The sequence below is a fragment of the Halanaerobium hydrogeniformans genome (assembly GCF_000166415.1).
GTDB classification, from domain to species: Bacteria; Bacillota; Halanaerobiia; order Halanaerobiales; family Halanaerobiaceae; genus Halanaerobium; species Halanaerobium hydrogeniformans.
In genome coordinates, this window is sequence record NC_014654.1 from 603,844 (window position 1) to 629,494 (window position 25,651).

The following is a 25,651-nucleotide window of genomic DNA, read 5'->3' on the forward strand; positions in this document are numbered from 1 at the left end:
ATATATTATGGGTAAAGCAACAGGTTTTATAGAATATCAGCGGGAAGTGCCAGAGGAGCGCCCGGTTAAAGATAGAATTAAAGACTGGCAGGAGTTTAAAACTAAGTTCAGCGAAGATGCTGCAAAGATTCAGGGAGCCCGCTGTATGGAATGTGGAATTCCTTTCTGTCACAGTGGTTTAGAAATCGGAGGAATGGTCTCAGGTTGCCCGGTTAATAATTTGATTCCAGAATGGAATGATTTAATCTATAAGGGGAAGTGGGAGGAAGCAGTAAAAAGACTGCTTAAAACCAATAATTTTCCCGAGTTTACTGGTCGAGTTTGTCCGGCACCATGTGAGGGTTCCTGTACTTTAGGACTTAATGAGCCTGCAGTGACTATTAAACAAAATGAATATCAGATTATAGAAAAAGCCTTTGCTGAAGGCTGGATGGAACCTCAGCCACCTGAAACAAGAAGTGGAAAATCTGTGGCTGTTGTTGGTTCTGGTCCGGCTGGTCTGGCAGCAGCTGATCAGCTGAACAAGCTGGGACATTGGGTTAAAGTCTATGAACGTCAGGATAGAATAGGTGGTCTTTTAACCTACGGTATCCCTAATATGAAGCTGGATAAAGAAGAAGTTGTTAAAAGAAGGCTCGATATTATGGAAGCAGAAGGTGTGGAGTTTGTAGTTAGTACAGAAGTCGGTATTGATATCAGTCTAACAGAACTCCAGAAAGAAAATGATGCTGTTGTGCTGGCAGGAGGAGCTACTAAAGCAAGAGATTTAAAGGTACCCGGTAGAGATGCTGAAGGAGTTCATTTTGCCGTTAAATTTCTTAAAGAAAACACCAAAAAAGTCTTGGATAAAGATAATCCTGATTATATTTCAGCAGAAGATAAAGATGTTATAGTAATCGGGGGAGGAGATACAGGTACCGATTGTGTTGCAACTTCTATTCGTCAGGGCTGTAATAGTGTAACCCAGTTTGAAATTATGCCTCAACCCCCAGAAGCCAGGCAGGATAGTAATCCCTGGCCTGAATGGCCCAAAACAGAAAAAATAGATTATGGGCAAGAAGAGGCAACAGAACTTTATGGAGCTGATCCGAGAGAGTATCTGATCATGACAAAAGAGATTATTAAAGATGACTCAGGTCATGTTAAAGCAATTAGAACTGTAAAAATTAACTGGGATAAAGATGAGCAGGGTAATTTTTATCCTGTAGAAAAAGAGGATACAGAAAAGATCTGGCCTGCTGATCTGGTTTTAATTGCAATGGGCTTTTTGGGTCCAGAAGAGACTTTGATTAATGCTGCAGGCTTAGAACAGGATGCTCGTTCTAATGTTAAGGCCAATTATGGTGATTTTAGAACCAATCTCGATGGTGTTTTTGCAGCAGGTGATATGAGAAAAGGTCAGAGTCTGGTTGTTAATGCAATTGATGAAGGTAGAAAAGCGGCTAAATCGGTTGACCAGTATTTAGCAGAATAAATAGATACAGGCAAAAGAGACGAATAAGAGCTCTTTTGCTTGATTTTTATGCTTTAATGTAGTAAAATTAACTTTAAATAATCTTTATTATATAAGATTAAAGAATATTTTTTTTGCTTTAGTAATTATTATTTAGGAGCGAGTATTAAAAAAAACGATTTTGAAGGAGGAAATTTAATAATGAAAAAGATTTTAGTTTTAATGCTTTTAGTTTTTGCTGTTTTTGCATTTAGTTTTTCAGCTTATGCAGAAACATATGTTGTAGGTACAAGTGCTGGTTTTCCACCTTTTGAGTATGTAGAAGATGGAGAGATCGTTGGTTTCGATATGGATTTAATTACCGAGATCGGTAATCGTCAGGGTTTTGAGGTTGAATTCAGAGATATCAGTTTTGATTCTCTAATTCCAGCTTTAACCACAGGTAGTATTGATATCATTGCAGCTGCAATGACAATTACAGAAGAAAGAGCAGAGGTACTTGACTTTTCTGATCCCTATTATTCAGCCAATCAAGCTGTTTTAGTTCATGAAGATTCAGAAGAGGGCTTAACAATACTCTTTGGCGATAATGATATTGGTGTACAGACAGGTACTACTGGAGATATCTGGGTACAGGATCATTTAGTTGAACCTGGTATTTTAACAGGTAATGTAAGAAACTATGATAGTTTTGTGCTGGTTATTAGAGATCTGGCTAACCAGAACATCGATGGTGTTGTTTTAGATAAGCCTGTTGGTGAAACTTACAGTCAGGGTAATCCTGTTAAAGTTGTAGCAGAGATCATTACCGGTGAAGAATACGGAATGGCTGTTGCTCAGGGTAATGATGAATTATTAGAAAAAATCAATGCTGGTTTAGAAGAAGTTAGAGAAGATGGAACCATGGATGAGTTAATCGAAAAGTATTTTGAGTAAAATAATAATTGAAATTTTAGTTCTAAGCTAGTATAATATTAAATTGTATAAGCTATTGAAATATCTAAAAGCTTAAAGCAGTTGAGTTTATTATTAACTCTGGCTTTAAGCTTTTATTTTACTAAAACTTTACTATTTTTTTGTTTGAAGAAAGGGTTATTCTATGCTAGAGAATATTGTTTTAATTCAGAGAGCATTACCATTTTTACTGAGAGGTACGGTTGTAACTATCCAGCTGACATTCTGGAGCCTTCTTTTGGGTGTGGTTATCGGGCTGCCGTTAGCTTTTGCTCAGGTTTATGGGAATAAAATTGTTACTTTCTTTACAGCTATTTATGAGAGGATTGCCAGGAGTATTCCCCTGCTGGTTATACTTTTATTGATTAATTATGCTCTACCGATGTTAGGTTTTAGAATACCTGTTTTTAGAGCAGCTGTATTGGGGATAGGTCTGCGTAGTTCTGCCTATCAGTCACAGATCTATCGGGGAGCTATTCAATCTGTCAGTGGTTCTCAGCTTAAGGCAGCTATGTCACTGGGGATGAACAAACTGACTGCTTTTAGCCATATTATTGCACCTCAGGCGATCAGGATTGCTATTCCACCGGTTACCAATGAATCGGCAATTGTGTTAAAAGATACTTCACTTGCTTTTACTATCGGGGTTGTCGAGCTTGTTAGGCAGGGAGATTACTTTATTGCTACTTCTAATGAACCGATGGTAATTTATCTAACAGTTGCAGCAATATATTTTATTTTAACTACGACTATTAACCTGGCCCTGTCCTTATTTGAGAAAAAGTATAAGATACCGGGGATAGGGATTGAAGGAGGACATTCAGATGCCTACTAAGCATTTATTAAAAATAGAGGATTTACACCACAGCTTTGGTGATGAGGAAGTTTTAAAAGGTATATCTCTTGCTCTAGATAAAGGAGAAACCAAAGTTATTGTAGGACCAAGTGGTACCGGAAAAAGCACAATTTTAAATAATATCATTCGTTTAGTACCTCCTGTTAGTGGTAAAATTTATTTAGAAGATGTAGAGATTACTTCTACTAAAAAGATCAACCAGATTAGACAGCAGATTGGTTTTGTTTTTCAGGATTTTGGGCTGTTTAATCATTTAACTGCTAAAGGAAATGTGATGATTGGTTTAACAAAGGTTAAAAAAATGGATAAAAAAGAGGCCGAAAAAATTGCTATAGAAGAGTTAGATAGAGTTGGAATCGGTAATTATGCAAACTCTTATCCATCTCAGTTATCAGGTGGTCAAAAACAGCGGGTTGGTATAGCTAGAGCTCTCGCTATGAAGCCCAAATTGATCTTATTTGATGAACCGACTTCTTCTTTAGATCCTGAACTAACCGGAGAAGTTTTAACAGTTATGAAAAACTTAGCTCAGGAAGGTATGACGATGTTAATTGTTACTCATGAGATGGGTTTTGCCAGAACTGTTGCTGATGAGCTTATATTTATGGAGGGTGGTCATATTGTTGAACAGGGGCCTCCAGAAAAATTATTTAAAAATCCTGAACACAAAAGAACCAGGGAATTTCTCTTTAAGCTCACAGACTTATATGGTGAGGGTGAAGAATAATGCTAGATATCTTTCTTGATTTTTATCCGGTCTTATTTAGAGGTCTGGGAGTTACCATAATGATCACTCTTATTTCTTGTACTTCAGGCACTATTTTAGGGATTTTTCTTTCCCTGGGTAAGATTTATGGAAATAAGCTGATTTCAAGAACGGTAACAGCCTTTATTGCTGTTATCAGGGGAACCCCTTTACTGGTTCAGCTTTTCATAATATATTATGGCTTACCTGCTTATGGAATTCGTTTTGCTCCAATTACTGCAGCTGTAATCAGCTTTATCATTAATTCTGGAGCTTATCAGGCAGAGTATTTAAGAGGTTCTATTCAATCTGTAAGTTCAGGTCAGCTTAAAGCTGCTCTTTCTTTAGGAATGACCAAATGGATGGGGATTATCTATGTTGTTTTACCACAGGCATTAAGGAGGGTTATTCCCGCCTGGACAAATGAATTTATTTATATGATCAAGTATTCTTCTTTAGCCTATGTTATCGGTGCTAAAGAATTGATGACAGAAGGTAAGTTAATTGCCAGTCGTAATTATCAGTTTTTTAATGTTTATATGGTTGTAGCTTTAATTTATCTTGTTGTGATAATTATCTTTGTTTATCTATTTAATAAGTTTGAAAAGAAAGTTGCTATACCAGGTTTTGATTTTGAAAGGTAGATAGGAAAAAATATCTTTATATTATATCTCAACCATTAAAGAAATTGAATTTTCTTTGCTGGTTGAGTTTTTTTATGCCTTTAGATAAAAAAATAATAGAATTAAAACCTTTTAATGGAATTATATAGAAATAAAAAATAGAAAGTTTTCCATTTTAGCTATAAAAAAAGCAAATAAAACGAAAATTTTCTACATTTTCTCTTGACATCGACAAATTCGCGTATTATAATGAGTTTAAATTGAAATAGTCAAATAAATTCAAAGATTAAAAATTATTAAAATGAGGTGGGAGAAAGTGAGTATAGCTCAGAAAGGTAAAAAGAAAGTAGTTGTTCAAAATTTAATTGATTTATTATCAGAAAAACAGGTAAATACCAATGAAGAAGATTTATATGAAGCATCAGTGGATAGGTATAAAAAATTTGCTTTTGCACGCAATGCTATTGATGTTCCAAAACCGGTAGCGATAGTCTATCCGAATTCCTCAGAAGAAGTAAGCAGCATTTTAGAATTTTGTAATCAGCAAAAGATTAATGTAATTCCTAGGAGTGGTGATACTTCAACAGAAGGGGGGTTAGAAAACTGGAAAGAAAATACCATAATTATTGATGCAGAAAATTTAGACAAGATTGTAGATATTAATACTTATAATATGGAAGCAAAAGTTCAGGCAGGAGTACCATTAGAAGAACTTGAAAATGCCCTTAGAGAAAAAGGATTTACAACTGGACATTCTCCACAATCTAAACCTGTAGCAAAAATGGGTGGACTTGTGGCAACAAGAAGTATAGGGCAGCTTTCAACTTTATATGGTGGAATCGAAGATATGGTTATTGGATTAGAGTGTGTATTTCCTGATGGGCATATTGCTAATATCAAAAATGTTCCCAGAAGAGCTGGTGGCCCAGATATAAGGCATATTGCAATTGGAAATGAGGGTACACTCTGTTACATAACAGAAGTTACAGTAAAAATATTTAAATATTATCCTGATAATAATAAGTTTTTCGGATATCTCACAGAAGATATAGAAACAGGGATAAAAGTGCTAAGAGAAGTAATGGTTAATGGTTATCGTCCTTCAGTAGCAAGAGCATATTCTGAAGAGGATGCTAATCAACATTTCTATCACTTCAGTAAAGACAAATGTGTTTTGATTTTAATGGCAGAAGGACCAGAAAATATTGTTGAGGCTACTGGTGAAGCAATTGAAGAAGCAGTTAAAAAGTTTAGTGATGGTATTATCGAAGAGGTGGATAGTGAACTAATTGAAAACTGGTTTAATAACTTAAACTGGTCACAGCAAGATATTGATGATGAATATGAAGGTATGATTGAAAATGATTCGCATACTGGATTTACTACAGAAATATCTGCTAATTGGGAAACTATACCGGTAATTTATAATAATGTCATGAAAAGAATTAAAGAAGAATTTCCTCGTGCTCATGAATTAACTTTGCTTGGTGGTCATTCATCTCACAGTTACATTAATGGGACAAATTTATATTTTGTCTACAATTATGAAATTAATTGTGCACCTGAAGATGAATTAAGGGTTTATCACCATCCAATTCACAAGATTATTGTAGACGAGACCTTAAAACAGGGTGGTTCAATGTGTCATCACCATGGAATAGGAAAATACAGAAGTGAATGGACTAAAGAAGAACATGGATCTGCTTATTATATGTTAGAAAAACTAAAAGAGGCGTTCGACCCTAATGATATTATGAATTATGGATCAATTTTCCCAAAAGAAGATGGAATTAAAAAATATATAAATAAAGAAAAATAAATAAAAAAGAGGTATCCTTCTTTGAATTTCTAATAAAACAACAGCCATTGTTCTAATATTCAAAGAAGGAATCCTCAATTAATATTTTATCAGAAAAGAACTTAAATTAAAATAGATTATTAGTTTGATTTTTGATAAAATAAATTATTTTTATTTTTAAAATTTAGAATCTTTTAAATTTATCAAAACTAGTAATTAGCTTTCAGTAGCTTTGTAATTAAAAAAGGAGGGAATTATGCTTAATAAAATAAAAAAGAAAGATTTAAAAAGATATATTCAATTTTCATTAGTAGTTTTAGCTGCAGGTGCTATTTATCCAGTCGTATATATGAGAACTCAATTTCAAGAAACCATACTCGAAGTATTTAATATGACGAGTGGCCAATTCAATAATATTTACTCTATTTTGGGTATAGTATTTATTGTTGGCTATCTACCTAGTGGGTTATTGAGTGACAAATTTTCAGCTAAAAATTTATTGACAGTATCACTTTTAGGGACTGCTGCTGGTGGTTTTTGGTTTGCTCAGGTACCAGACTACCCTCAAGTACAAATAATTTTCGCTATATGGGGCTTCTTTACAGTATTTACCTTTTGGAGTGCCCATATGAAATTAGTTAAAATGATGTCTACAGATGATGATGAAGGAAGATTTTTTGGTATACTTGATGGTGGTCGAGGAATTATAGAGGCTGGATTGGGAAGTGTAGCAGCTTTCATTTTTGCTCAAGTTCTTGGATCGAGTACTGAACTAGCAATAAAAACAGATGCTTTAACGTCTGTCATATATATGTATTCTTTTGTTTTATTGATTACAGCTGTTTTAATATTTATTTTTGTAGAAAAGCAACAGAAAGATTTGGAATCTAAAGCTGATAAGTCTAAAGCTTCATCTTTTAAGCTTTCCGATCTTAAAAAAGTGTTTAAAAATAAATATATTTATTTACAGGGCGGAATTGTATTTATGGGTTACTCAGTTTTTTGGACTTCATATTATGTTGGAGGTTTTTTAGAAACAAATGTAGGTGTGACTTCAGTTGCAGTTGGAACAATTATGGGTATAGTACTTTGGATGCGACCACTTGGAGGTTTTTTAGGAGGATATTTAGCAGACAAAGTAGGTAAGGAAAAAACTGTAGGTGGAGCAATATTGGGAGCATCTATTACTTTGGTATTAATAGCCACCTTACCAACTGCAATAAATAATTATATATTTTATACATTAGCTATAATCTTGGCTATATTTTATTATGCAATTCGAGGGACCTATTGGGCTTTATTGGGAAAAGCTAATATTAGTCCATTAATTCTGGGAACTGGAATTGGAATTATTTCATTAATTGGTTATTTTCCAGATATTTTGATACCACAGTTGAATTCATTTTTATTTAATACATTTGGTGATACCGGTGGTTATAATGCATACTTTTTGGTTAGTGCATTTATAGGTTTATGTGGTGTACTAATAGCTGGTATTTATTATAAGATTAATCAAAAAGAAATAAAAGAAAATGCAGAGAAAGAGGTTGCATAAATAATTATGAAAATTATCTGTCTTGTTAAATATGTTCCTAATGTAGAAGATATAAAATATGATTATGAAAAAAATATTTTAATTAGAGATAATGTTAAATTGATTCTTAATCCTGATGATGCCTGTGCAGTAGCTTTTGCACTTGAATTGAAAGAGCATCAGCCTGAGACCGAGATAAAGGTTGTAACAATGGGACCGAAAGCGGTTAAACCTTTTGTTGAAGATCTGTTGAGAAGAAATATTGATAAAGCCAGCATTATTTCGGACAAGTTATATGCAGGTAGTGATACTTATGCAACAAGTAAAATATTGTCTCATTATTTAAAGAATGAAGAATTTGATTGTATTTTAACAGGAACAAATAGCCTAGATGGGGACACATCTCATATCCCTTCTCAAATTGGAGAGTTATTGGGTCTAAACCAAATGTCAAATATAACTAAAATTAACCTGGCAAAATTTAAAAAAGCAAAGGCAGTGATTGAAGTAGAAAATGGAGAGAAAATATTAACTTATGAAATGCAGTTGCCAGCTATATTAAGCCTTAGAAAAGAAAGTGATTATAAACTACCTTATATTAAATATGAGAATATTTCTTTAGATGTTAGTGATAGATTAGATATCGTTTCCAATCAAGAGTTAGGTCTTGCTAAAGAAGAAATAGGTCTTAAAGGATCTTTAACCAAGGTAGTTAATACCTATAATAAGAACTTTGAAGAAAAAGACAAAGTAGTAGTTGAAAATAATGAAGAAGGTATTGATTTTGTCTACTCATTTTTAAAAAAGAAAGGCTTTGTTTAAAATGAAAAAAACTTTAATCTATATTGACCAAGAAAATATAATTAACTCAATAGAATTATTGGAGGCTGCCAGACAAATCCATGCTGATCAAGAATATCAAAGCTTTGGTCTAATAACCAATCAGCAAATTGAGAATAAATATCTAGGTGAATTTGATTCAATTATCAATATCAAAGATCAAAACATAAAAAGTTATGATCAGCTTGCTTTAACAGATGTGATAGAAGAGCTTCAAAATAAATATCAATTTGAGAGCATAATAATACCAGCAACTCACATTGGAAGGATGCTGGCACCTCGTTTAGCAATGAGACTTCATGTTGGTTTAGTTGCAGATGTGACAGAGATTAAAAAAGATGAAAAAAGCTTAGAATTGATCAGGCCGGCTTTTAGTGGAAGGATTATGGCTGGGATTGAAACAAATGCAAAAAAACCAATCATGTTGACTGTTAGACAAAATGTTTTCACTCATCATATCGATCAGAATAAAGAAGTAGAGATGGTTAATTATCAGCCTAATAATTATAATAAAGCTGAGATTGATTTATTAGAAAAAAAGCAATGTGAATTATCTTATGATATTCGTGAAAGTGAAATTTTAGTTTCAGGAGGAGGTGGAGCTCTTAAAGACTTTGAGCAAATCAAAAACTTAGCAGATAAATTAAATGCTGAGGTTTCAGCAAGTAGGAAAATAATAGATAATGGTAAAGCATCTAGAAATATTCAGGTTGGACAGTCAGGTAAAACAGTTAGTCCAGAACTTTATATTGCTTTGGGAATTAGTGGAGCAATTGAACATGTGGCAGGACTAAAAAATATAGAAAATATTATTTCGGTAAATATTAATAAAAATGCTCCTATCTGCAGTCTTTCTGATATAGTTGTAGTGGGAGATGCAATTGAATTTGTTAAAAAATTAACAAATAAATTAGAAAAAAATTAGGGGGATAAAAATGAAAATTATGGATTTTGATTTGGATATGTTTAGTTTAGAAGGTAAAAACGCTCTGGTTACAGGTGGCAATACTGGGCTTGGACAAGCTTTTTCTACAGCTTTAGCTAAAGGTGGAGCTAATGTCATGGCAGTAGGTTTAGATGATGATGGTGGAGAAACTAAAGAAATGATAGAAGCCTGTGGTAGTGAATATAAATTTATGCAGGCTGATATTACTAAAGATGGTAAATGTAAAGCAGCGGTTGATGCAGTTGTTGATGAATGGGGAAGTATTGATATTTTAGTAAATTGTGCTGGTATTTCTATAAATGTTAAAGATGTAACAAAATATACGAGAAAAGAATGGGATAAAATGATTTCTGTTAACTTAACTGCTGCATTTGAGTTGATACATGAGTCAGCTAAGTATATGATAGAACAAGAAAGCGGTAAAGTTATAAATATTGGTTCTCTTTTCTCTTTCTTAGGTGGACAATGGTCACCTGCTTATGCCTCTACTAAACATGGTATTGTTGGTTTAACCAAAGCTATGTGTGACGAATTAGCCCAATTTAATGTACAGGTTAATACAATTGCTCCAGGTTATTTTAAAACAAAAATCACTGAAGAAACCAGAAAAAATGAAGAGAGAAACAAAACTATTTTATCACATATTCCTGCCAATAGATGGGGAGATAAAGCTGATTTAATGGGAGCATGTGTATATCTTGCCAGTCCTGCTTCTGATTATGTAAATGGAACTGTACTGACTGTTGATGGCGGTTACTTAGTAAGATAAATTTATATTTTAAAAAGGAGAATCTAAAAATGGCTAAATATATACTTGGTATAGATCAAGGAACTCAGAGCACAAAAGTTACGATTTTTGATACCTTCGGCAAAAAAATTGCTTCTCATACAGAACAATTAAGAGAAATTCAATTAGGTGATAATGGTAAAGCTATTCATCCTGATGATGATTTATGGACCAGTCTTAAACTGACCTGTAATAAATTATTTGAAAAGTTCGAAGGGAATAAAGATGATATAATTGGAGCAGGCTTATTATCTATTAGATGCTGTAGAGCAGTTATGAAAGAAAATGGTGAATTATTTTCACCAGTTCAGAGCTGGATGGATATCAGGCTTTCTCGTCCCTATAAAGTAGAAGATGATGAAATAGCTTATGTTACCACAACAACAGGCTATTTAACCCACAGGTTAACAGGAGAAACAAAAGATACACGCTCTAATTATGTTGGTCCCTGGCCTATTAACCCAGAAACTTTAGAGTGGTATGCAGATGAAGAAAAATATACCACTCCCAAAGAAATGTTGTTTGAACTTGTAGATCCTTCTACAGTTTTAGGAGAAGTAACAGAAAAAGCAGCCGAATTAACCGGTATACCGGCTGGGATTCCAGTAGTATCTACCTCAAATGATAAAGCTGCAGAAGGTTTAGGAGCAGGTTTAGTTAATGATGGAACTGTCCTAGTTTCTTTAGGAACATACATAACTTCGATGATGCTAGGTGAAGACTATGATCCAAACCCAAGCAATTATTTTACTAACCCAGGTGCAACACCAGGTGAATTTCTCTATGAGAGTAGTGGAATTAGAAGGGGTATGTCAACAGTAACCTGGATCAAAGAATTACTTGGTAGTGATATTATAGATGAGGCAGAAAAGAGGGGGATTTCACCGGAAAATTATTTGAATATTTTGGCTGATGATGTTCCAGCTGGTAGTGATGGCTTATATACAGTTCTTCATTGGTTACCTCGTCCAAGTAATATTCATGAACGGGGAATAATGCTTGGTTTTAATGGTAAACATAAGGGGCCTCATATGTTCCGCTCTATTTTAGAAGGTATTGCTATGACCATGTATAATAATTCTCAGGCAATGTGTGATGAATTAGATATTGATCTCAATCATATAGTTGTAAGTGGGGGAGGTTCTAAAGGGGACTTATTCATGCAAATTTTTGCAGATATCTATGGAGTACCTGCTCGTAGAAATGAAATAAATGGAGCAGCTGGACTTGGTTCTGCAATTTGTGCAGCTTTAGCACTTGATGTATACGATAGCAGAGAAGAAGCAATAAAGAACATGGTTAATTTTGAAGATGAGTTTTTACCTAATCAAGAAAATCATGAATTATATCAAGAAATAAACGAAAAAGTATATAAACATATTCCAGAAACAAATGATGAGCTTCTAAAAAGATCATATCAAATTATTAATGGAAATAATTAATATGATTTAATGATTAAAAAATAATGGCTGGCAGGTAATACTATCTGTCAGCTATTTATTAGACTAAATATTTTGAAAATACCAATAGCAATTCAAATTAAAGTAAAATGGAAGGAGATTTATTTTAATGAAAGAAAAGCAAAAAACAAAAGTTGATCAAGCTAAAAACAAAAAAATAAAGCCTTTAGTATTTTGGCCACCTTTTTTAATATTAGTTAGTGCGGTTGTTTTTAGTTTAGTTAATTATGATGCTTTTTCAGTAGCAATGAACAATGCTAATGATTGGTTGTTAGGCAATTTTAGTGGTTTGTTCAGTATTGGGGCTTTGTTAATGTTGATTTTGAGTATTTTTATTATTTTTTCTCCTTTTGGCAGGGTTAAAATTGGTGGCTCTCAGGCTAAACCAATGTTAACTAAATTTGAATGGTTTTCAATTACTATCTGTACAACTATTGCAATTGGTATTTTGTTTTGGGCAGCAGCTGAGCCAATGTATCATATGATGGAACCACCTGCCTCTTTAGGTATAGATCCTAATAGTGCTCAATCAGCAAATTTTGCCATGTCTACTATGTTTTTGCACTGGACTTTTACCCCTTATGCTATTTATTCCATACCCGCATTGATGTTTGCTTTTGCATATTATAATATGAAAGAAGATTTTAGTTTATCGTCACTTCTTACACCGTTATTTGGTAATAGATTAAAAGGAAAAGCTTCTAGTATTATAGATGCCATAGCTTTATATGCTTTGGTCGGTGGGATGGCAGCTTCTTTAGGAACAGGTATTTTAACAGTCTCTGGTGGTATTAATAATGTTTTTGCTATTCCAAGCAATCATTTGTTATGGGCAGTAGTTGCTTTAGCAATTATAGGGACTTTTATAATTTCTGCTTCTACAGGTTTGATGAAAGGGATTAGAATCTTATCAAGTCTTAATGTCAAAGTCTTTTTAATATTGATAGTTTTTACTTTTATTGTGGGACCGACAGGCTTTTTTATAAACTTTAGCATTGAATCTTTTGGACATTACTTAAGAAATTTTTTCCAGAGCAGTCTATTTACGGGTGCTGCAGCTGGTGATGATTGGTCAAAATGGTGGACAACATTTTATTGGGCAAATTGGTTGGCCTGGGCACCTGTAACTGCTCTATTTCTGGGAAGAATTGCTTATGGTTATACTGTCAGGATGTTTATGTTTGTTAATTTTGTTCTACCCTCATTATTCGGAAGTTTATGGATGTCAATATTTAGTGGAACAGCTATTCACCAGCAATTAAATGGTCTCAATCTAGCAGAAGCATTAGGTGGAACAGGTCCTGAAGCAGTTTCATTTGCAATGTTTTCTAATCTTCCTCTTTCAGGTATAGTTATTCCCTTTTATATATTTATTGCTTTTATTTCTTTTGTTACAGCAGCAGACTCTAATACAAGTGCTATGGCTGGAATAAGCTCTACGGGTATTTCGCCTGATAGTCCTGCTCCACCGCTGCACATAAAATTAATCTGGGGATTAACAATTGGAGTTGTAGCTTGGGGAATGATTACTTTTGCTGGTATAGACGGAATAAAAATGCTTTCAAATTTAGGTGGATTTCCTGCTTTGTTTTTAATTTCTTTGGTTGGAATATCTTTAGCCTTAGTTGCATTTAATCCTAAAAAATATGATTCCTTTAAGTCTGACTATGATAAAGCAGGTAGACCTTTAAATAAAAGTGAAATTATAGAAAAAAGCAATTAATTAGATATAGATTTTGGAGGAGGATTTGATTTGAATAAAAAAAAGAAAGAAAAACCTTTAGTTTTAATTACAAATGATGATGGGATTAATTCACCTGGTCTAAAATCACTAGCAGAAGCTATATTACCATTGGCCAATTTATTAATTGCTGCTCCCAAAAATCAACAGACAGGTATGGGAAGGGGATATTTAAAAGGGGAAGATGTAGGAAGTATTGAAACAAAAAAAATAAAAATAAATAATCAGTTAATTAAAGCTTATGCTGTTAATGGTTCACCAGCACAATCTGTAGCTCATGCTGTTTTAGAATTAACAGATAGAAAACCGGATTATTGTATTAGCGGAATAAATTATGGTGAAAACATTGGCCTTTCTTATACCTGTAGTGGAACTCTTGGAGCAGCATTTGAAGCTGATAGTTTAGGAATAAAATCTTTGGCTTTTTCCAAAGCTTTTCCATTTAATAAACAACAGTCTCAAAATTATATCAATATAGATTGGAGTTCTGAAAAGTTTTATATTAAAAAAATATTTTCTAAAATAATTACTAATGGCTTTCCTGAAAATACAAGAATATTAAATATAAATTTTCCTTATAATCTTAGCAAAAATACTGAGATTCGTATAACTGAACAGGCATATACAAATTTTGGGGTTTATATAAAACCTAAAAATAGGACTTTGAATAAAGCTCATTCTTTAGACTGGAAAATAAACCCTGAAATTAATAATTTAGAAAAATATACAGATATTTATGCAGTTCATAAAGATCAAGTTGTTTCTATTACACCAATGAATGCAAAAATGTCAGTTGAAATAGATAAAGAATTTAGTGTTTTTTAATATTTTAACTTTAAAAGATAAAGAGCCTTGATTGGAGCTGGATAAAGAAAATGAATCATGTGGGTAAATTATAATTAGATTATATATTAGGAAATTATATCTCCAATTATATTGGCTATTCCAATAACAATACTTTAAGATTTAATGCTGCTTCTGGTGGAATAGCAACACATTTGTTATTATCTTTATTAAAAAATAATTATATTGATGGTGCAATTGTAACTAAAATTGATGAAAAATATCCACTCAAGGCTAAAAGCGTTATTGCTCATAGCAGTGAAGAGATCATCAAATCAAAAACTTCAAAATATTGTCCTACAAATCCGATTACTGCAGTAAAAAAAATCAAAACTCAAAAGAAGAATGATAGAAAGTATGCCTTTGTTGGTTTACCATGTCAAATTCAGGGTTTGCGTAAGTTGCAGGAGAATGATCAATGGGTAAAAAATAATATAATTTTTACTATTGGCTTGTTATGTTCACATAGTGTAAAATATTCAGGGACTAAATTAATTTTAGATAGATTAGATTATAAACAAAATAAAGTAAGAAAAATTCAATATAGGGGTCATGGTTGGCCCGGCGAATTAAATATAGAGCATGAGAAATTAAATATTTCTATCCCCTTAATGATTACTGGGAAGCTTATTTTGGTTCATATTTTTTCACACCATACAGATGTCTTACTTGCCATGACTTAATGGCATAATTAGCAGATGTTTCACTGGGTGATGCTTGGTTAAATGAAATAGTAGAAAAAGATAATATAGGTAGTTCAATTATCATTTCGAGAACTGAATTTGCTGAAAAAATAATAAATGAAATGAAAAATAATAATTCTATCACAGCCTATAAAATTAAAAAAGAAAAATAAAAGAATCCCAGAAAGAGATTATTATGAGAAGAAAGGGTGCTTTCAAATACCGGATGCTATTATTAGATTTTTTTAATAAACCGATACCTAAATATGACGATTATTCTTTAGACGATATTAATCAAGACCCAATAAAAATAAAAGTTAAATTTTATTTTGGAGCTTTTTTGATTTACTTAAATGCTTATTTAGGTTCAACTTCATTGGGGAAGTTTTTAATAAAATATTCTCCAACAAAATTACTAAAAAAATGGTGTTTTTTTATATATAAATTTGGAGGTAGGCAATGTAATCAGAATTATAAAAATTCCATTCTTTGACTAAGCAAAATTTATATTATATAATAAAGACTGGAAATTTATTATAGACAATTAAAATTACAAAAATGGGGAAAGTGAAAAATATTGATACAAATCAATCTTAGCAATTTAAATGATTTTGAAAAGGAAATATATAATAAACTTTTAAAGTATTCGAAGGAAAATCCTCCTTTTAGAATTAAAGATGCTGCAGAAGTTTGTGATTGTTCAGTTTCAAAAATTTCTAAATATGTTAAGAAGCTTGGCTTTAGAAATTACAAACAATACATATCCTTTTTATATGGAGAAGAACTAGAAAATGAAAATCAATCTGATGAATTGGATAGGCTTAAAAAATTTATTAATGACTTCGATACCTCAATGGTTGATGAGTTTATAGAGTTACTGGATAACCATCAAAAGATAGTTTTGTTTGGTTATGGTCCTTCTGGAGCAATCACCGAATATTTTGAATACAAACTTAGAACTTGCTCAGATAATTTTGTTATTTCCTTATTAGATGAAACTTCACTATTATCTGTAATTGATGATAATACTTTACTGGTTATCTTTACAGCTACAGGAACATTTCGCTCATTTGAACCGATTTATAAAAAAGCTAAAAAACAAGGTGCTAATGTGGCAATAGTTGTTGAAGAGTATAATACCAGGCTATTTAACCAGTGTGATCGAATTTTCTGGTTATCAAAGTTCAATCAGCCTGATTATTTAGAGCCATATCAAAAGACCAGAACGATATTTTTTATATTTATGGAAGAGGTTATAAATAAGATAATATTGAGTGAAAAGAATATAAAACAGGAAGATAAATAGAAAAAAGCCCGAAAGGGCTTTTTTTAATATGAAATCATATTTTTATTGGCATTTTTGGCTTTATAAAGCATTTTATCTGCTTTGGCAACAAAATTATCTGCATCTTCTCCATCAAATTGATAGAGACCAGCACTCATTGTAATCTTAGCATCATTAATATCTATTTTTCTAACCTCATCTAATATTCTTTCGGCAACTATTTTTGCTTCTTCTAAGCTTGTATCAGGAAAAACAATTAAAAATTCATCTCCACCATGGCGGCCTGCAATATCCATTTCTCTGATATTTTCATCGATTTTTTTTGCAAATGCAGCTAAAACTTTATCTCCAATTACATGGCCGTGGTTATTATTAACATTTGTAAAATCATCAATATCAAGCATCATTATTGTTAGCTTATCATTACCATGACTTGCTCTATTGATTTCAGCTTTAAGTCTCTGCATTATCTCACCATAGTTATACAACCCTGTCAAATCATCGATCAATGCCTTTATTTTTAATATTTCATTCATTTGAATTAATTCTTCTTCCTGTTTTTTCATTTTTGTAATATCAATTACATAGGTAACTTTTTTATATTTACCATCTGGACCAAGAACTCTGGCTGCACTGGCAGAAATGGTCTTTTCTTCTCCATTTTTTGTTTTTACCTTCCATTCTTTACTGAGTTCACAACCTTATTCTATGAATTCATCATGCAGTTTAGTTAAAGTTTCTCTATTTTCTTCAGTTGTAACTATTGAGAAGTGTTTGCCAATAAGTTCATCACGGCTGTAACCATATATTTTTGAATAATGAGAATTAACAGTTTCGAAAATTCCCTTTTCATTAGTAATACAAAAGCCAATTGGAACTGCATTTACTATTGTTTCATTGATATTAAGTAATGCTATTAATTCCTCTTTACTCAAATTATCGTAATTCACTTATATCTACCCCTATTTTTGTAATTTTATATGATGATTTTAGAAAATAATAATTTTGATATTTATCATTACACATCATTTAAGAGTAAAAATTCAAATATCATTATAGCATAAGAGATATTTCTAAGCAAGAAATGAGAATATTGAGGAGTTTGTTTTTGTAGCTGTTTTTCTCTTATGTTATAATTATAGTTGCTTGATTTGTAAATTAACGCTAAATAATAGATATAGGCGGGGTGAATAATATTGAAGATTAAAGATTGTGCTTTTGTACTTGAAGGTGGAGGTATGAGAGGTGCTTTTACGGCCGGAATTATAGATTATCTATTGCAAAATAATATATATTTTGAGCAGCTATATGGTGTTTCAGCTGGAGCTAATAATGCTGCTAATTACTGCAGCAGGCAGAGGGTGAGAAATAAGAAGCTCTTTACTGAACTTGTGGAAGATAAAAGATATATGGGAATTAAAAATTTAATTAAAAATGGCAGCTATTTTGGGATGGATTTTCTCTTTCATAAACTTCCCCGGGAGGTACTTCCTTTTGATTATCAGGCTTTTAAAAATTCTTCCAGCAATCTAAAAGTAGCTGTTACTGCCTGTGAAAGTGGGGAAGTAGAATATTTTTCTCCTCAAAAATTTGAGAGTAATGAAAAAATAGATAAACTATTTAAGGCTTCAAGCAGTTTGCCTTTGATGGCAAGTCCGGTAGAGATTGAAGGAAAAGCCTATCTAGATGGTGGAATAAAAGACTCAATTCCTGTTAAAAAGGCTTTGGCTGATGGTTATAAAAAGGTTTTTGTAATCTTAACCAGACCTAAAGATTACCGTAAATCACCTCTTAAAGCTAAATTCATATTAGATCTTTTCTTAAAAAAGTATCCTAATTTAGTTGAAGGCTTAAAAACAAGACATCTTAATTATAATAAAACTTTAGAATTAATTGAGGAGAAAGAAGATAAAGGTGAATTTTTTGTATTTAGACCTAAAGACTTAGAGATTGATCGCTTTACTAAAGATGTAGATCAGCTTAAAGATCTTTATAGTAGAGGCCATGATTTAGCACTAGAAAAAGCAGAAGAATTAAAGAATTGGCTTAAAATTTAACTAAGCAATCTTTGTGTTATCTGTCTATTTGTGAAAATACAGGTAAAATTGTGTGTTTAATTCTAAAATATGTTATAATTAAGTAAGAATAGAAATTAATATTCACAAATAAATGATAGATCTAACAGGAGATAAAAAAAATATGGTAATATTACAGGCTTTTCATTGGAATTGTTTGAATGACTGGTGGAAAGAAATTAGTGCAATTGCTGAAGAGATTTCTATAAAAGGTTTTGATGCAGTCTGGCTGCCACCTCCTTCAAAAGGAATGGCGGGAGATAATTCTATGGGATATGATATTAAAGAACATTACAACTTGAATTCAAAATTTGGAGATAAGAAATCGCTGAAAGAACTGATAAATAAACTGCATAAAAATGATGTCGAAGTGATGGCTGATCTAGTTTTAGGCCATATGTTGGGTGAAAAAAAAGAATGGAATCCATATTTTAAGAAAAAAACATATACTAAATTTGAGGAAAGACACTTCCCGAAAAATTACGAGCATTTCTGTCACGAATGTGGTAACTGTCAGAGCAGAAACAGTTTTGGGGAAACGGTTTGCTATTATTCAGATAATGCATATATGAAAGATGGACTTATCGATTGGGCTAAATGGTTAAAATATGAAATAGGTTTTGATAGTTTTAGGCTTGATAATTTAAAAGATATGCGCTGGGATTTTTCAAAGGATTTTGCAGCTGAATTTATAGATCATACTTTTATGGTGGGTGAATACTGGTCTGGTGATGATGAATATTTAAATGGTTTTATTAATCATACCAATTTAAATGTTTTTAATTTCCCTCTCTATTATAATATTAAAGAGATGTGTATGAACCCCTTATTTTCAATGCGAAATTTAGAAAAAACATCTAAAAAGAATAAAATTAACTTTTTATCCAATCATGATATTGAGAGAGATGAAAGAGATTTCAATAAAGATGCTATTATTACAAATAAAGAGCTGGGTTATGCTTATATACTATTTCAGGATAATCCGGCAGTCATTTACTGGAATGACTATTTTAAATATGCTCTGAGAGAAAAACTGGATGAATTGATCAATCTTAGAAAAAATTCAATTGATAAAAAACTGGAATTAATAACTTTAAATGATGATATTTATCATGCCCGTCGGGGAAGATACAATATAATTATAAATAACGGTTATGATAGTTATAATTACTCAGGACTGGATGTTAAGGGTAGAGACTATGAGATCTTCATCCAGGATTAATGCTAAACTAATTTCTTTAATAAGGGAGCGACCTTAATGAAAAAAATCTTTATAATATTTGCATGTTTTCTGTTTTTATTTCTTTTAGCTGATGGAAGCCATGCAAATAATGATATTAGAGAATTTGAAAATCAGACCTGGGAATATATCCCTGGTGATCTTCCAAGTGGAAGAGATAATATATATAATTTTGATTTAGCAGAAGGCTGGCAGTCCTATCAGCCTGGAGATACAATTGAACAATCTACCGATTATAGTTATATCTGGCTTAGAGTAAAGCTGCCAGATTATGATATCGATAATCCTACGCTTTATTTGCCAGGAGTTCTAGCCATAGAATATCCTTTCCCCTATCAATTATATCTTAATGGTGATCAAATTTATGAAAATGGCAGTTTAGAAGGAAAACTCAGGCTGCCAGAAAATTATCATTCTCTGGTTTCTTTACCTCAAAACTGGCAGGATAAATATCTTTATTTCCGTTTTTACAATAATAATCGTCAATTTACTATTGGAGAAGAGATTATTGCTTCGATTTCTTCATACCAGAATCTAATTGATGATTTATTTTCTCGAGCTCCAATCGGGCTTATTTTCGCTTTAATTTATCTTTTGCTTGGGATCTTTGCAGGAATTATTTATTTTTTTAGACTAAATGAAAAAATTTACTTATATTTAGCTCTTTTTTTATTGGCAACTTCTATTTATACAATACTCTATAACCAAATTTTTTCGGTAGTATTTAATCAATGGAATTATAGTTTTTATTTAATTTATTATTTTAGTATTTTTGTTTTAGCCGGTAGTTTCAGTTTTTTAATTAGTCAGATTATAAGCTCAAAAGAATTTTTATATAAAGCAATTGGTTATTCATATTTGATTACACTGGTTTTAGCTGTATTTTCTTATCTACTTCACCCACCATCTATGTTTACATTTTTAAAATTTTATAATATTTCGATTATTATTTTTTCTATATTTACTTTTGCCCAGATATTAAAGATCTTTCTGGTAGATAAAGAAGAGTTAAGTAAAGAGATTCTGATTTTATTAACTACAATTTCTTTTTTGGGAATAATTGCACTAATACTTGTTTTCGATATGTTAGCGGTTCAATATGATATTCAAATTTTTAGAGATCAATTTGATTTGCTTTCCTATAATCTTTTGTCATATGGAATATTCTTCGTTGTCCTCTCATTGCTCTTTATAGTCGGCAGGCGTTTTTCTGCTGTATATACCGACCTAGTTCAATATTCAGAAAAACTGGAAGAGGCTAACAAAAATTTAAGCAAATTAGACCACTTTAAAGATAAATTTATTACTACTACTTTAAAAGAATTTAAACTACCCTTATATAATATTATTTCAGCTGCAGAGTCGGTAATTAGGAATAATGTTAAAGCCCTAACAGTAGATTCTAAAAAAGATTTAGCCGGTATAATTAAAGGAGGTCAGGGTTTAAATTACCTTTTTGACAGTTTTATTGATTATGCAGATATTAAAAAGGGAACTATTGAATCAGAAACTGAAGATTTAGAGCTTAATCAGATTATTGATTATATAATAGAGTTTTTTAAGCCCATGCTTTCTGAAAAAGATATTAAGGTAGAAAATAATATTGAGAAAGAAAAGTTTATTATTGTTGCTGATAAAGGTCAGCTGATTCAAGCGATTTACAATCTTTTAGAATATGTCACAGTTTCTATCGATTCAGCGGAGATCTCATTTATGGCAGAAAAAGCTAATAATAAAATTAAAATAAAGCTAAAAATCGAAGCAAATAAAATTTTATTTAAATATAAGTCAGACATTCTTGATATTGAAGGTGATTCTTTATTTATTACTGATTTAAATGATTTAAGACAGTTTATTATTCAGCAGCTGATTAAAAAACAGGGAGGAGATTTTGAGGTCGAAAAGCTGGCCAATAGGTCACTGCTTTTTACTATTTCGCTTCCGGGTTTAAGTTATGATAATTATCAAGAAGTTCCTGAAATTGTTGATTCAATTAGATCAGAAACAATTGAAAAAGAAAATAAATTAAAATATTCACCTAACAATAGTAAAGAAACTATTTTGATTATAGGAGAAAAATCAAGTGATATTGAATTCTTAAAAAATATTTTAATAGTTGAAGATTATAATATTCAGTTTGTAGATAAAAAAGAAGATATTAAAGATATATTAAATGAGGAAGTTGCTTTGATTATAATTAATTTATTTTCTTTAGATCAATCAACTCTGAAATTATGCAAAATAATTAGAGATGATTATATGCTGTTTGAGCTTCCTATATTAGTGGTTTTAGCCAGAAGTGAACCCGATTATTTAATTCAGGGCTTTGAAATAGGCATTAATGACTTTATTCAAAAGCCTTTTACCAGCAGTGAATTAAAGGCAAAAGTAAGAAACATGGTTATTTTAAAAGAAAAAGTAAAAGATAGTATCCAGCAAAAGCAGAATTTTCTTAGAGCCCAAATCAAGCCTCACTTTTTATATAATACCCTGGGTGCCATTGCTTATTTATGTGAAAATAATCCAGCAAAAGCCAGCAAATTAGTGTTAGAACTTTCAAGTTATCTCCGTTATAGCTTTGATTTTGACAGTTTAAATAAGCAGGTTTCCATCAAAAAAGAGTTAGAACTTATTGATTTTTATTTAAACATTCAAAAAGCTCGTTTTGGTGATAAGATAACAGTAAAATATAATCTAGCTGCAGATTTAATATTTACGGTACCACCTTTAATAATTCAGCCTTTAGTTGAAAATGCAGTTAAACATGGACTTTTAAGCAGAGAAAATGGAGGTAATTTAGAAATTTGCATAAGCGAGTTAAAAGATTATTTTGAAATTAAAGTCATTGATGATGGGCCGGGTATGAGTGAAGAAGAATTGAAGCATTATCTGTTAAAAAATGATAATAAGGAAAGAGAAAAAGTAGGGCTTAAAAATATCAATCATCGTTTAAAAAGGATTTATAATCAACAATTAGAAGTAGAAAACACTAAAAGAGCTGGCACAACTATAAAATTTAAAATACCGAAGCAGGGTTAGAGGGGTGAGGCAAAGATTGAATAATTTTTTTATAAAGTATAAATTTCTTTTTATTATTTTATTAACTTTAGTGATAATGTTCATTTCTTATAATAATTATCAGAGAAGCAATGTCTTAATAGAAAATAATTATGAGAAACGTCAGAAACTGGTGGAAAGAAATATAGTAGATTCTATTATTCATGTTGATCAAAGTTTAAAAATTGCTGATAATCAATTAAACATGGAGATGCGTAAATATTCTCAGGTTTTATTAGATAAATATAAAGATAATCCTAATGTGAAAGAATGGAATTTAGAAGAATTAAAAAAGGAGTTTGTTGATTATGAAATCTTTATTGTTAATAGTGATTTAAAAGTCACAGCAACAACTTATGCTCCTGATTTAGGATTGGATTTTAATCGCTTTCCCAGCTTCGCTGAATCATTAAGGCAGCGATTAAAAGGTGATTCATTAGTTATTGATAGACTTGATTTATCGATAAACACGGGTGAATTTAAAAAATATAGTTATCAGCCAACCCCTGATAATCAGTATTTATTAGAATTAAGTGTTGATATCCTGAAAAGATTTCCTGCGTTAAAGGATTTGAAATTATTTAGAGATGTAGATAATTTAATTGCAGAATATGAAATTGTAGAAGACATCGGACTTTATAGAGTTGATGCTCTCCAGGGAAATGTTAGTAGGTTAAGTAATGAAGAACCCTTTTTATATTCTGAGATACCTGAATATGAGGCTGAATTAGCCAGCAATGCTGCTCAAAGCAATCAGATGCAGTCAAGAAATATTCAAGCAAATGGAAGTAATTATATCCATAATTTTTTTCCAGCTATAGTTGAAGACTCTCTGGAAAGCAGCCAGGGCTGGGCTTCATATATTGTAGGTATTCAGTATAACGAGTCTGTAATGCAGGCTGACATTAATTTTAATAGAAACTTATTTTTAATTAACAGTATGATTATGTTTGTAATTCTTTTAATTTTCATCGGTATTGTAATATATTTATTACAAAATTTAGAGAATCAGGCTTATCATGATCAGCTTACCGGTTTGGCTAATCGTGATTTAGTTGTTAAATCATTTTCTGATTTAAAAGAAAAAGCTAAAAACAGGCAGAAAAAAATTGGAATATTATTTTTAGATATAGATAATTTCAAAGAAATTAATGATAATTACGGGCATGATGTTGGTGATAAAGTTTTAAAAGAAGTAGCTGATTTGTTAAGTAGCAGTTTGCGAAGTAATGATAAATTGTTTCGGCTTGGTGGTGACGAATTTGTGATTACGGTTACTGCTATTAATTCCATGGAGGAGATAAAACAGGTGGCTAAAAGAATTGTCGATGCTTTCAAAGAACCACTGATAGTTGATCAAAGCAACTTTTTTATAAGTGTTAGTTTAGGTATCAGTATTTATCCTGAACATGGGCAGGATCTCAGTGAACTTTTAAAAAATGCTGATAATGCAATGTACAGGGCAAAACAGCAAAAAGAAGATTATATTTTATATGAAGATTTCGAATAAAGATAGAAACTTTTTAAATAGCTTAGATGAGGAGGTCGGATATGTTAAATGCAATAATAGTAGATGATGAAATACATGCTTTAGAAAGAATGAAAGATTTTGTAATTAAATCTGACAGCTTAAATCTACTTGGCAGTTACAGTCAGGCAGAAAAGTGTCTTAAAGAATTAGAGCAGGGTAAGTTGCCTGATGTAGTATTTTTAGATATTCAAATGCCTGGAGTTAATGGTTTAGAACTGGCCCAAAAGATCCAAGATATTGATGAAAATCTTGATGTGGTATTTATTACCGCTTATGATAATTATGCAGTTGACGCTTTTGAGTTAAATGCTCTAGATTATTTATTAAAACCGATTTCTAAACAGCGATTTAAAAAAACAGTTCAGAGATTAAAAGAAAAGCAAGGTTTAGTAGAAGAAAAATCTGAAAAAATAAAGGTCAATTCTTTTGGTCAATTAGACTTAAGCTATCAGGAAGAAAAACTAAATATTAAATGGCCGACCTTAAAATCTCAAGAATTATTTTTATTATTGCTTGATCATAAAGGTAATCTTGTAGCAATTAATAAATTAGCAGGAAAGTTGTGGCCGGACAAAACACAGCAGAAAGCCAATAATATTTTATATACTACCATTTATAGTTTAAGAAAGGCTTTTAGAGAGATAGGTTTCAAAAAAATTATTACCAGTAAAAGGGGTTATTACAGACTTAATTTAGATAACTTCGATTTAGCTTTATTAGAATTTGAAACTCTAATTACTAAAATAAAATCTAATTCTGCTTTTTCTTCTGAAGAAATTGAGCAGTTGATAAAAGTTTATCAGGGCCCTTATCTTGAAGATGTAGATTATGAATGGGCCTATAATTATAAAGCCAAACTTGAAAAAGAATATAAAGATGCTCTTTTAAAAGCAGCAGATAACTATTATAAACAGCAAAAATTTCAAAAGTCAGAGCAGCTTCTAAAAACTATTTTAGAGCTTGATTTTTTATTTGATCCAGCTCAGAAAAAGCTTATAAAACTTTTAAAATTTCAGGCTAAAGAAGAATTAGCAAGAATGCAATATAATCAGTATAGGATGACCTTAAGCAGGGATTTAGGTATTGAGCTTAAAATCAGTTATGATGACATTTAATCAAGTGAATTTTAAAAATAAAATATTTTAATCAAGATGATTCCAGGTTGTTTTTAGCAGACAATCTGGGATTTTTTTATGGAGT

At 31.4% G+C, this 25,651-nt stretch carries 22 protein-coding genes and 1 pseudogene; 21 read left to right on the forward strand and 2 right to left on the reverse strand.

Translation table 11 applies throughout. From position 1 onward, the window contains the following. Positions 1–7: 7 nt before the first annotated feature. The 16 genes and pseudogenes from HALSA_RS02605 to HALSA_RS02680 all read left to right on the forward strand — a co-directional run bounded on the left by HALSA_RS02605 (position 8) and on the right by HALSA_RS02680 (position 16,569). Positions 8–1,474, forward strand: a complete 1,467-nt coding sequence (locus HALSA_RS02605; protein WP_013405088.1) for a glutamate synthase subunit beta — start codon at positions 8–10, stop codon at positions 1,472–1,474. Positions 1,475–1,654: 180 nt separating this feature from the next. Beyond that, entirely contained in the window at positions 1,655–2,389 is a 735-nt protein-coding gene (locus HALSA_RS02610; protein WP_013405089.1) for a basic amino acid ABC transporter substrate-binding protein, read from the forward strand. Positions 2,390–2,552: 163 nt separating this feature from the next. Next, entirely contained in the window at positions 2,553–3,242 is a 690-nt protein-coding gene (locus tag HALSA_RS02615) for an amino acid ABC transporter permease (RefSeq protein ID WP_013405090.1), read from the forward strand. Continuing rightward, positions 3,232–3,990, forward strand: coding sequence for an amino acid ABC transporter ATP-binding protein (locus HALSA_RS02620; RefSeq protein WP_013405091.1), 759 nt, complete (start codon positions 3,232–3,234; stop codon positions 3,988–3,990). The genes HALSA_RS02615 and HALSA_RS02620 overlap by 11 nt, the downstream gene beginning before the upstream one ends. Beyond that, complete coding sequence (locus tag HALSA_RS02625; protein ID WP_013405092.1) at positions 3,990–4,652, forward strand: amino acid ABC transporter permease; 663 nt, start codon at positions 3,990–3,992, stop codon at positions 4,650–4,652. Before HALSA_RS02620 ends, HALSA_RS02625 begins: the two co-directional genes overlap by 1 nt. Before the next feature lie 280 nt (positions 4,653–4,932). Further along, the gene (locus HALSA_RS02630) at positions 4,933–6,450 is read left to right on the forward strand and encodes an FAD-binding oxidoreductase (protein ID WP_041595759.1); all 1,518 of its coding nucleotides are present in this window, start codon (positions 4,933–4,935) and stop codon (positions 6,448–6,450) included. A gap of 235 nt (positions 6,451–6,685) precedes the next feature. Continuing rightward, a complete protein-coding gene (locus HALSA_RS02635) occupies positions 6,686–7,984 on the forward strand; it encodes an MFS transporter (RefSeq protein WP_013405094.1) in 1,299 nt (432 codons plus the stop codon). Positions 7,985–7,990: 6 nt separating this feature from the next. Then, entirely contained in the window at positions 7,991–8,785 is a 795-nt protein-coding gene (locus HALSA_RS02640; protein ID WP_013405095.1) for an electron transfer flavoprotein subunit beta/FixA family protein, read from the forward strand. 1 nt (position 8,786) lies between these two features. Beyond that, positions 8,787–9,728 (forward strand): electron transfer flavoprotein subunit alpha/FixB family protein, encoded by a 942-nt coding sequence (locus HALSA_RS02645; RefSeq protein ID WP_013405096.1) that lies wholly within the window; start codon positions 8,787–8,789, stop codon positions 9,726–9,728. 10 nt (positions 9,729–9,738) lie between these two features. Beyond that, positions 9,739–10,518: an SDR family oxidoreductase gene (locus tag HALSA_RS02650; protein ID WP_013405097.1), complete on the forward strand. Its 780-nt coding sequence runs from the start codon at positions 9,739–9,741 to the stop codon at positions 10,516–10,518. Between the two features lie 29 nt (positions 10,519–10,547). Beyond that, positions 10,548–11,978, forward strand: a complete 1,431-nt coding sequence (locus tag HALSA_RS02655) for an FGGY-family carbohydrate kinase (protein WP_013405098.1) — start codon at positions 10,548–10,550, stop codon at positions 11,976–11,978. Between the two features lie 127 nt (positions 11,979–12,105). Next, positions 12,106–13,719 carry a BCCT family transporter gene (locus HALSA_RS02660; protein WP_013405099.1) on the forward strand — a complete coding sequence of 538 codons (1,614 nt, stop codon included), beginning with the start codon at positions 12,106–12,108 and terminating at the stop codon, positions 13,717–13,719. 30 nt (positions 13,720–13,749) lie between these two features. Next, a complete protein-coding gene (gene surE / locus HALSA_RS02665; RefSeq protein WP_013405100.1) occupies positions 13,750–14,562 on the forward strand; it encodes a 5'/3'-nucleotidase SurE in 813 nt (270 codons plus the stop codon). A gap of 110 nt (positions 14,563–14,672) precedes the next feature. Then, positions 14,673–15,263, forward strand: coding sequence for a Coenzyme F420 hydrogenase/dehydrogenase, beta subunit C-terminal domain (locus HALSA_RS02670; RefSeq protein ID WP_274377475.1), 591 nt, complete (start codon positions 14,673–14,675; stop codon positions 15,261–15,263). A gap of 20 nt (positions 15,264–15,283) precedes the next feature. Beyond that, positions 15,284–15,436, forward strand: a pseudogene (locus HALSA_RS13300) (hypothetical protein); the annotation flags it as partial. A 404-nt stretch (positions 15,437–15,840) separates the two neighbouring features. After that, positions 15,841–16,569 (forward strand): MurR/RpiR family transcriptional regulator, encoded by a 729-nt coding sequence (locus HALSA_RS02680; protein ID WP_013405101.1) that lies wholly within the window; start codon positions 15,841–15,843, stop codon positions 16,567–16,569. Between the two features lie 23 nt (positions 16,570–16,592). Here the strand turns inward: HALSA_RS02680 and HALSA_RS02685 are convergent, their stop codons facing one another. Beyond that, the gene (locus HALSA_RS02685; protein ID WP_083789290.1) at positions 16,593–17,114 is read right to left on the reverse strand and encodes a GGDEF domain-containing protein; all 522 of its coding nucleotides are present in this window, start codon (positions 17,112–17,114) and stop codon (positions 16,593–16,595) included. Positions 17,115–17,249: 135 nt separating this feature from the next. Then, positions 17,250–17,498, reverse strand: a complete 249-nt coding sequence (locus HALSA_RS02690) for a PAS domain S-box protein (protein WP_041595764.1) — start codon at positions 17,496–17,498, stop codon at positions 17,250–17,252. A gap of 246 nt (positions 17,499–17,744) precedes the next feature. Here HALSA_RS02690 and HALSA_RS02695 point away from each other — a divergent pair, with 246 nt between their 5' ends. The 5 genes from HALSA_RS02695 to HALSA_RS02715 all read left to right on the forward strand — a co-directional run bounded on the left by HALSA_RS02695 (position 17,745) and on the right by HALSA_RS02715 (position 25,566). Continuing rightward, positions 17,745–18,605 (forward strand): patatin-like phospholipase family protein, encoded by an 861-nt coding sequence (locus HALSA_RS02695; RefSeq protein ID WP_013405102.1) that lies wholly within the window; start codon positions 17,745–17,747, stop codon positions 18,603–18,605. Between the two features lie 142 nt (positions 18,606–18,747). Next, positions 18,748–19,845 (forward strand): alpha-amylase family glycosyl hydrolase, encoded by a 1,098-nt coding sequence (locus HALSA_RS02700; RefSeq protein ID WP_160143047.1) that lies wholly within the window; start codon positions 18,748–18,750, stop codon positions 19,843–19,845. A 36-nt stretch (positions 19,846–19,881) separates the two neighbouring features. After that, positions 19,882–22,902, forward strand: coding sequence for a histidine kinase (locus HALSA_RS02705; RefSeq protein WP_013405104.1), 3,021 nt, complete (start codon positions 19,882–19,884; stop codon positions 22,900–22,902). Positions 22,903–22,918: 16 nt separating this feature from the next. Next, the gene (locus HALSA_RS02710) at positions 22,919–24,430 is read left to right on the forward strand and encodes a GGDEF domain-containing protein (protein WP_041595765.1); all 1,512 of its coding nucleotides are present in this window, start codon (positions 22,919–22,921) and stop codon (positions 24,428–24,430) included. A 41-nt stretch (positions 24,431–24,471) separates the two neighbouring features. Next, the gene (locus tag HALSA_RS02715) at positions 24,472–25,566 is read left to right on the forward strand and encodes a response regulator (protein WP_013405106.1); all 1,095 of its coding nucleotides are present in this window, start codon (positions 24,472–24,474) and stop codon (positions 25,564–25,566) included. The last annotated feature ends 85 nt before the right edge of the window (positions 25,567–25,651 follow it).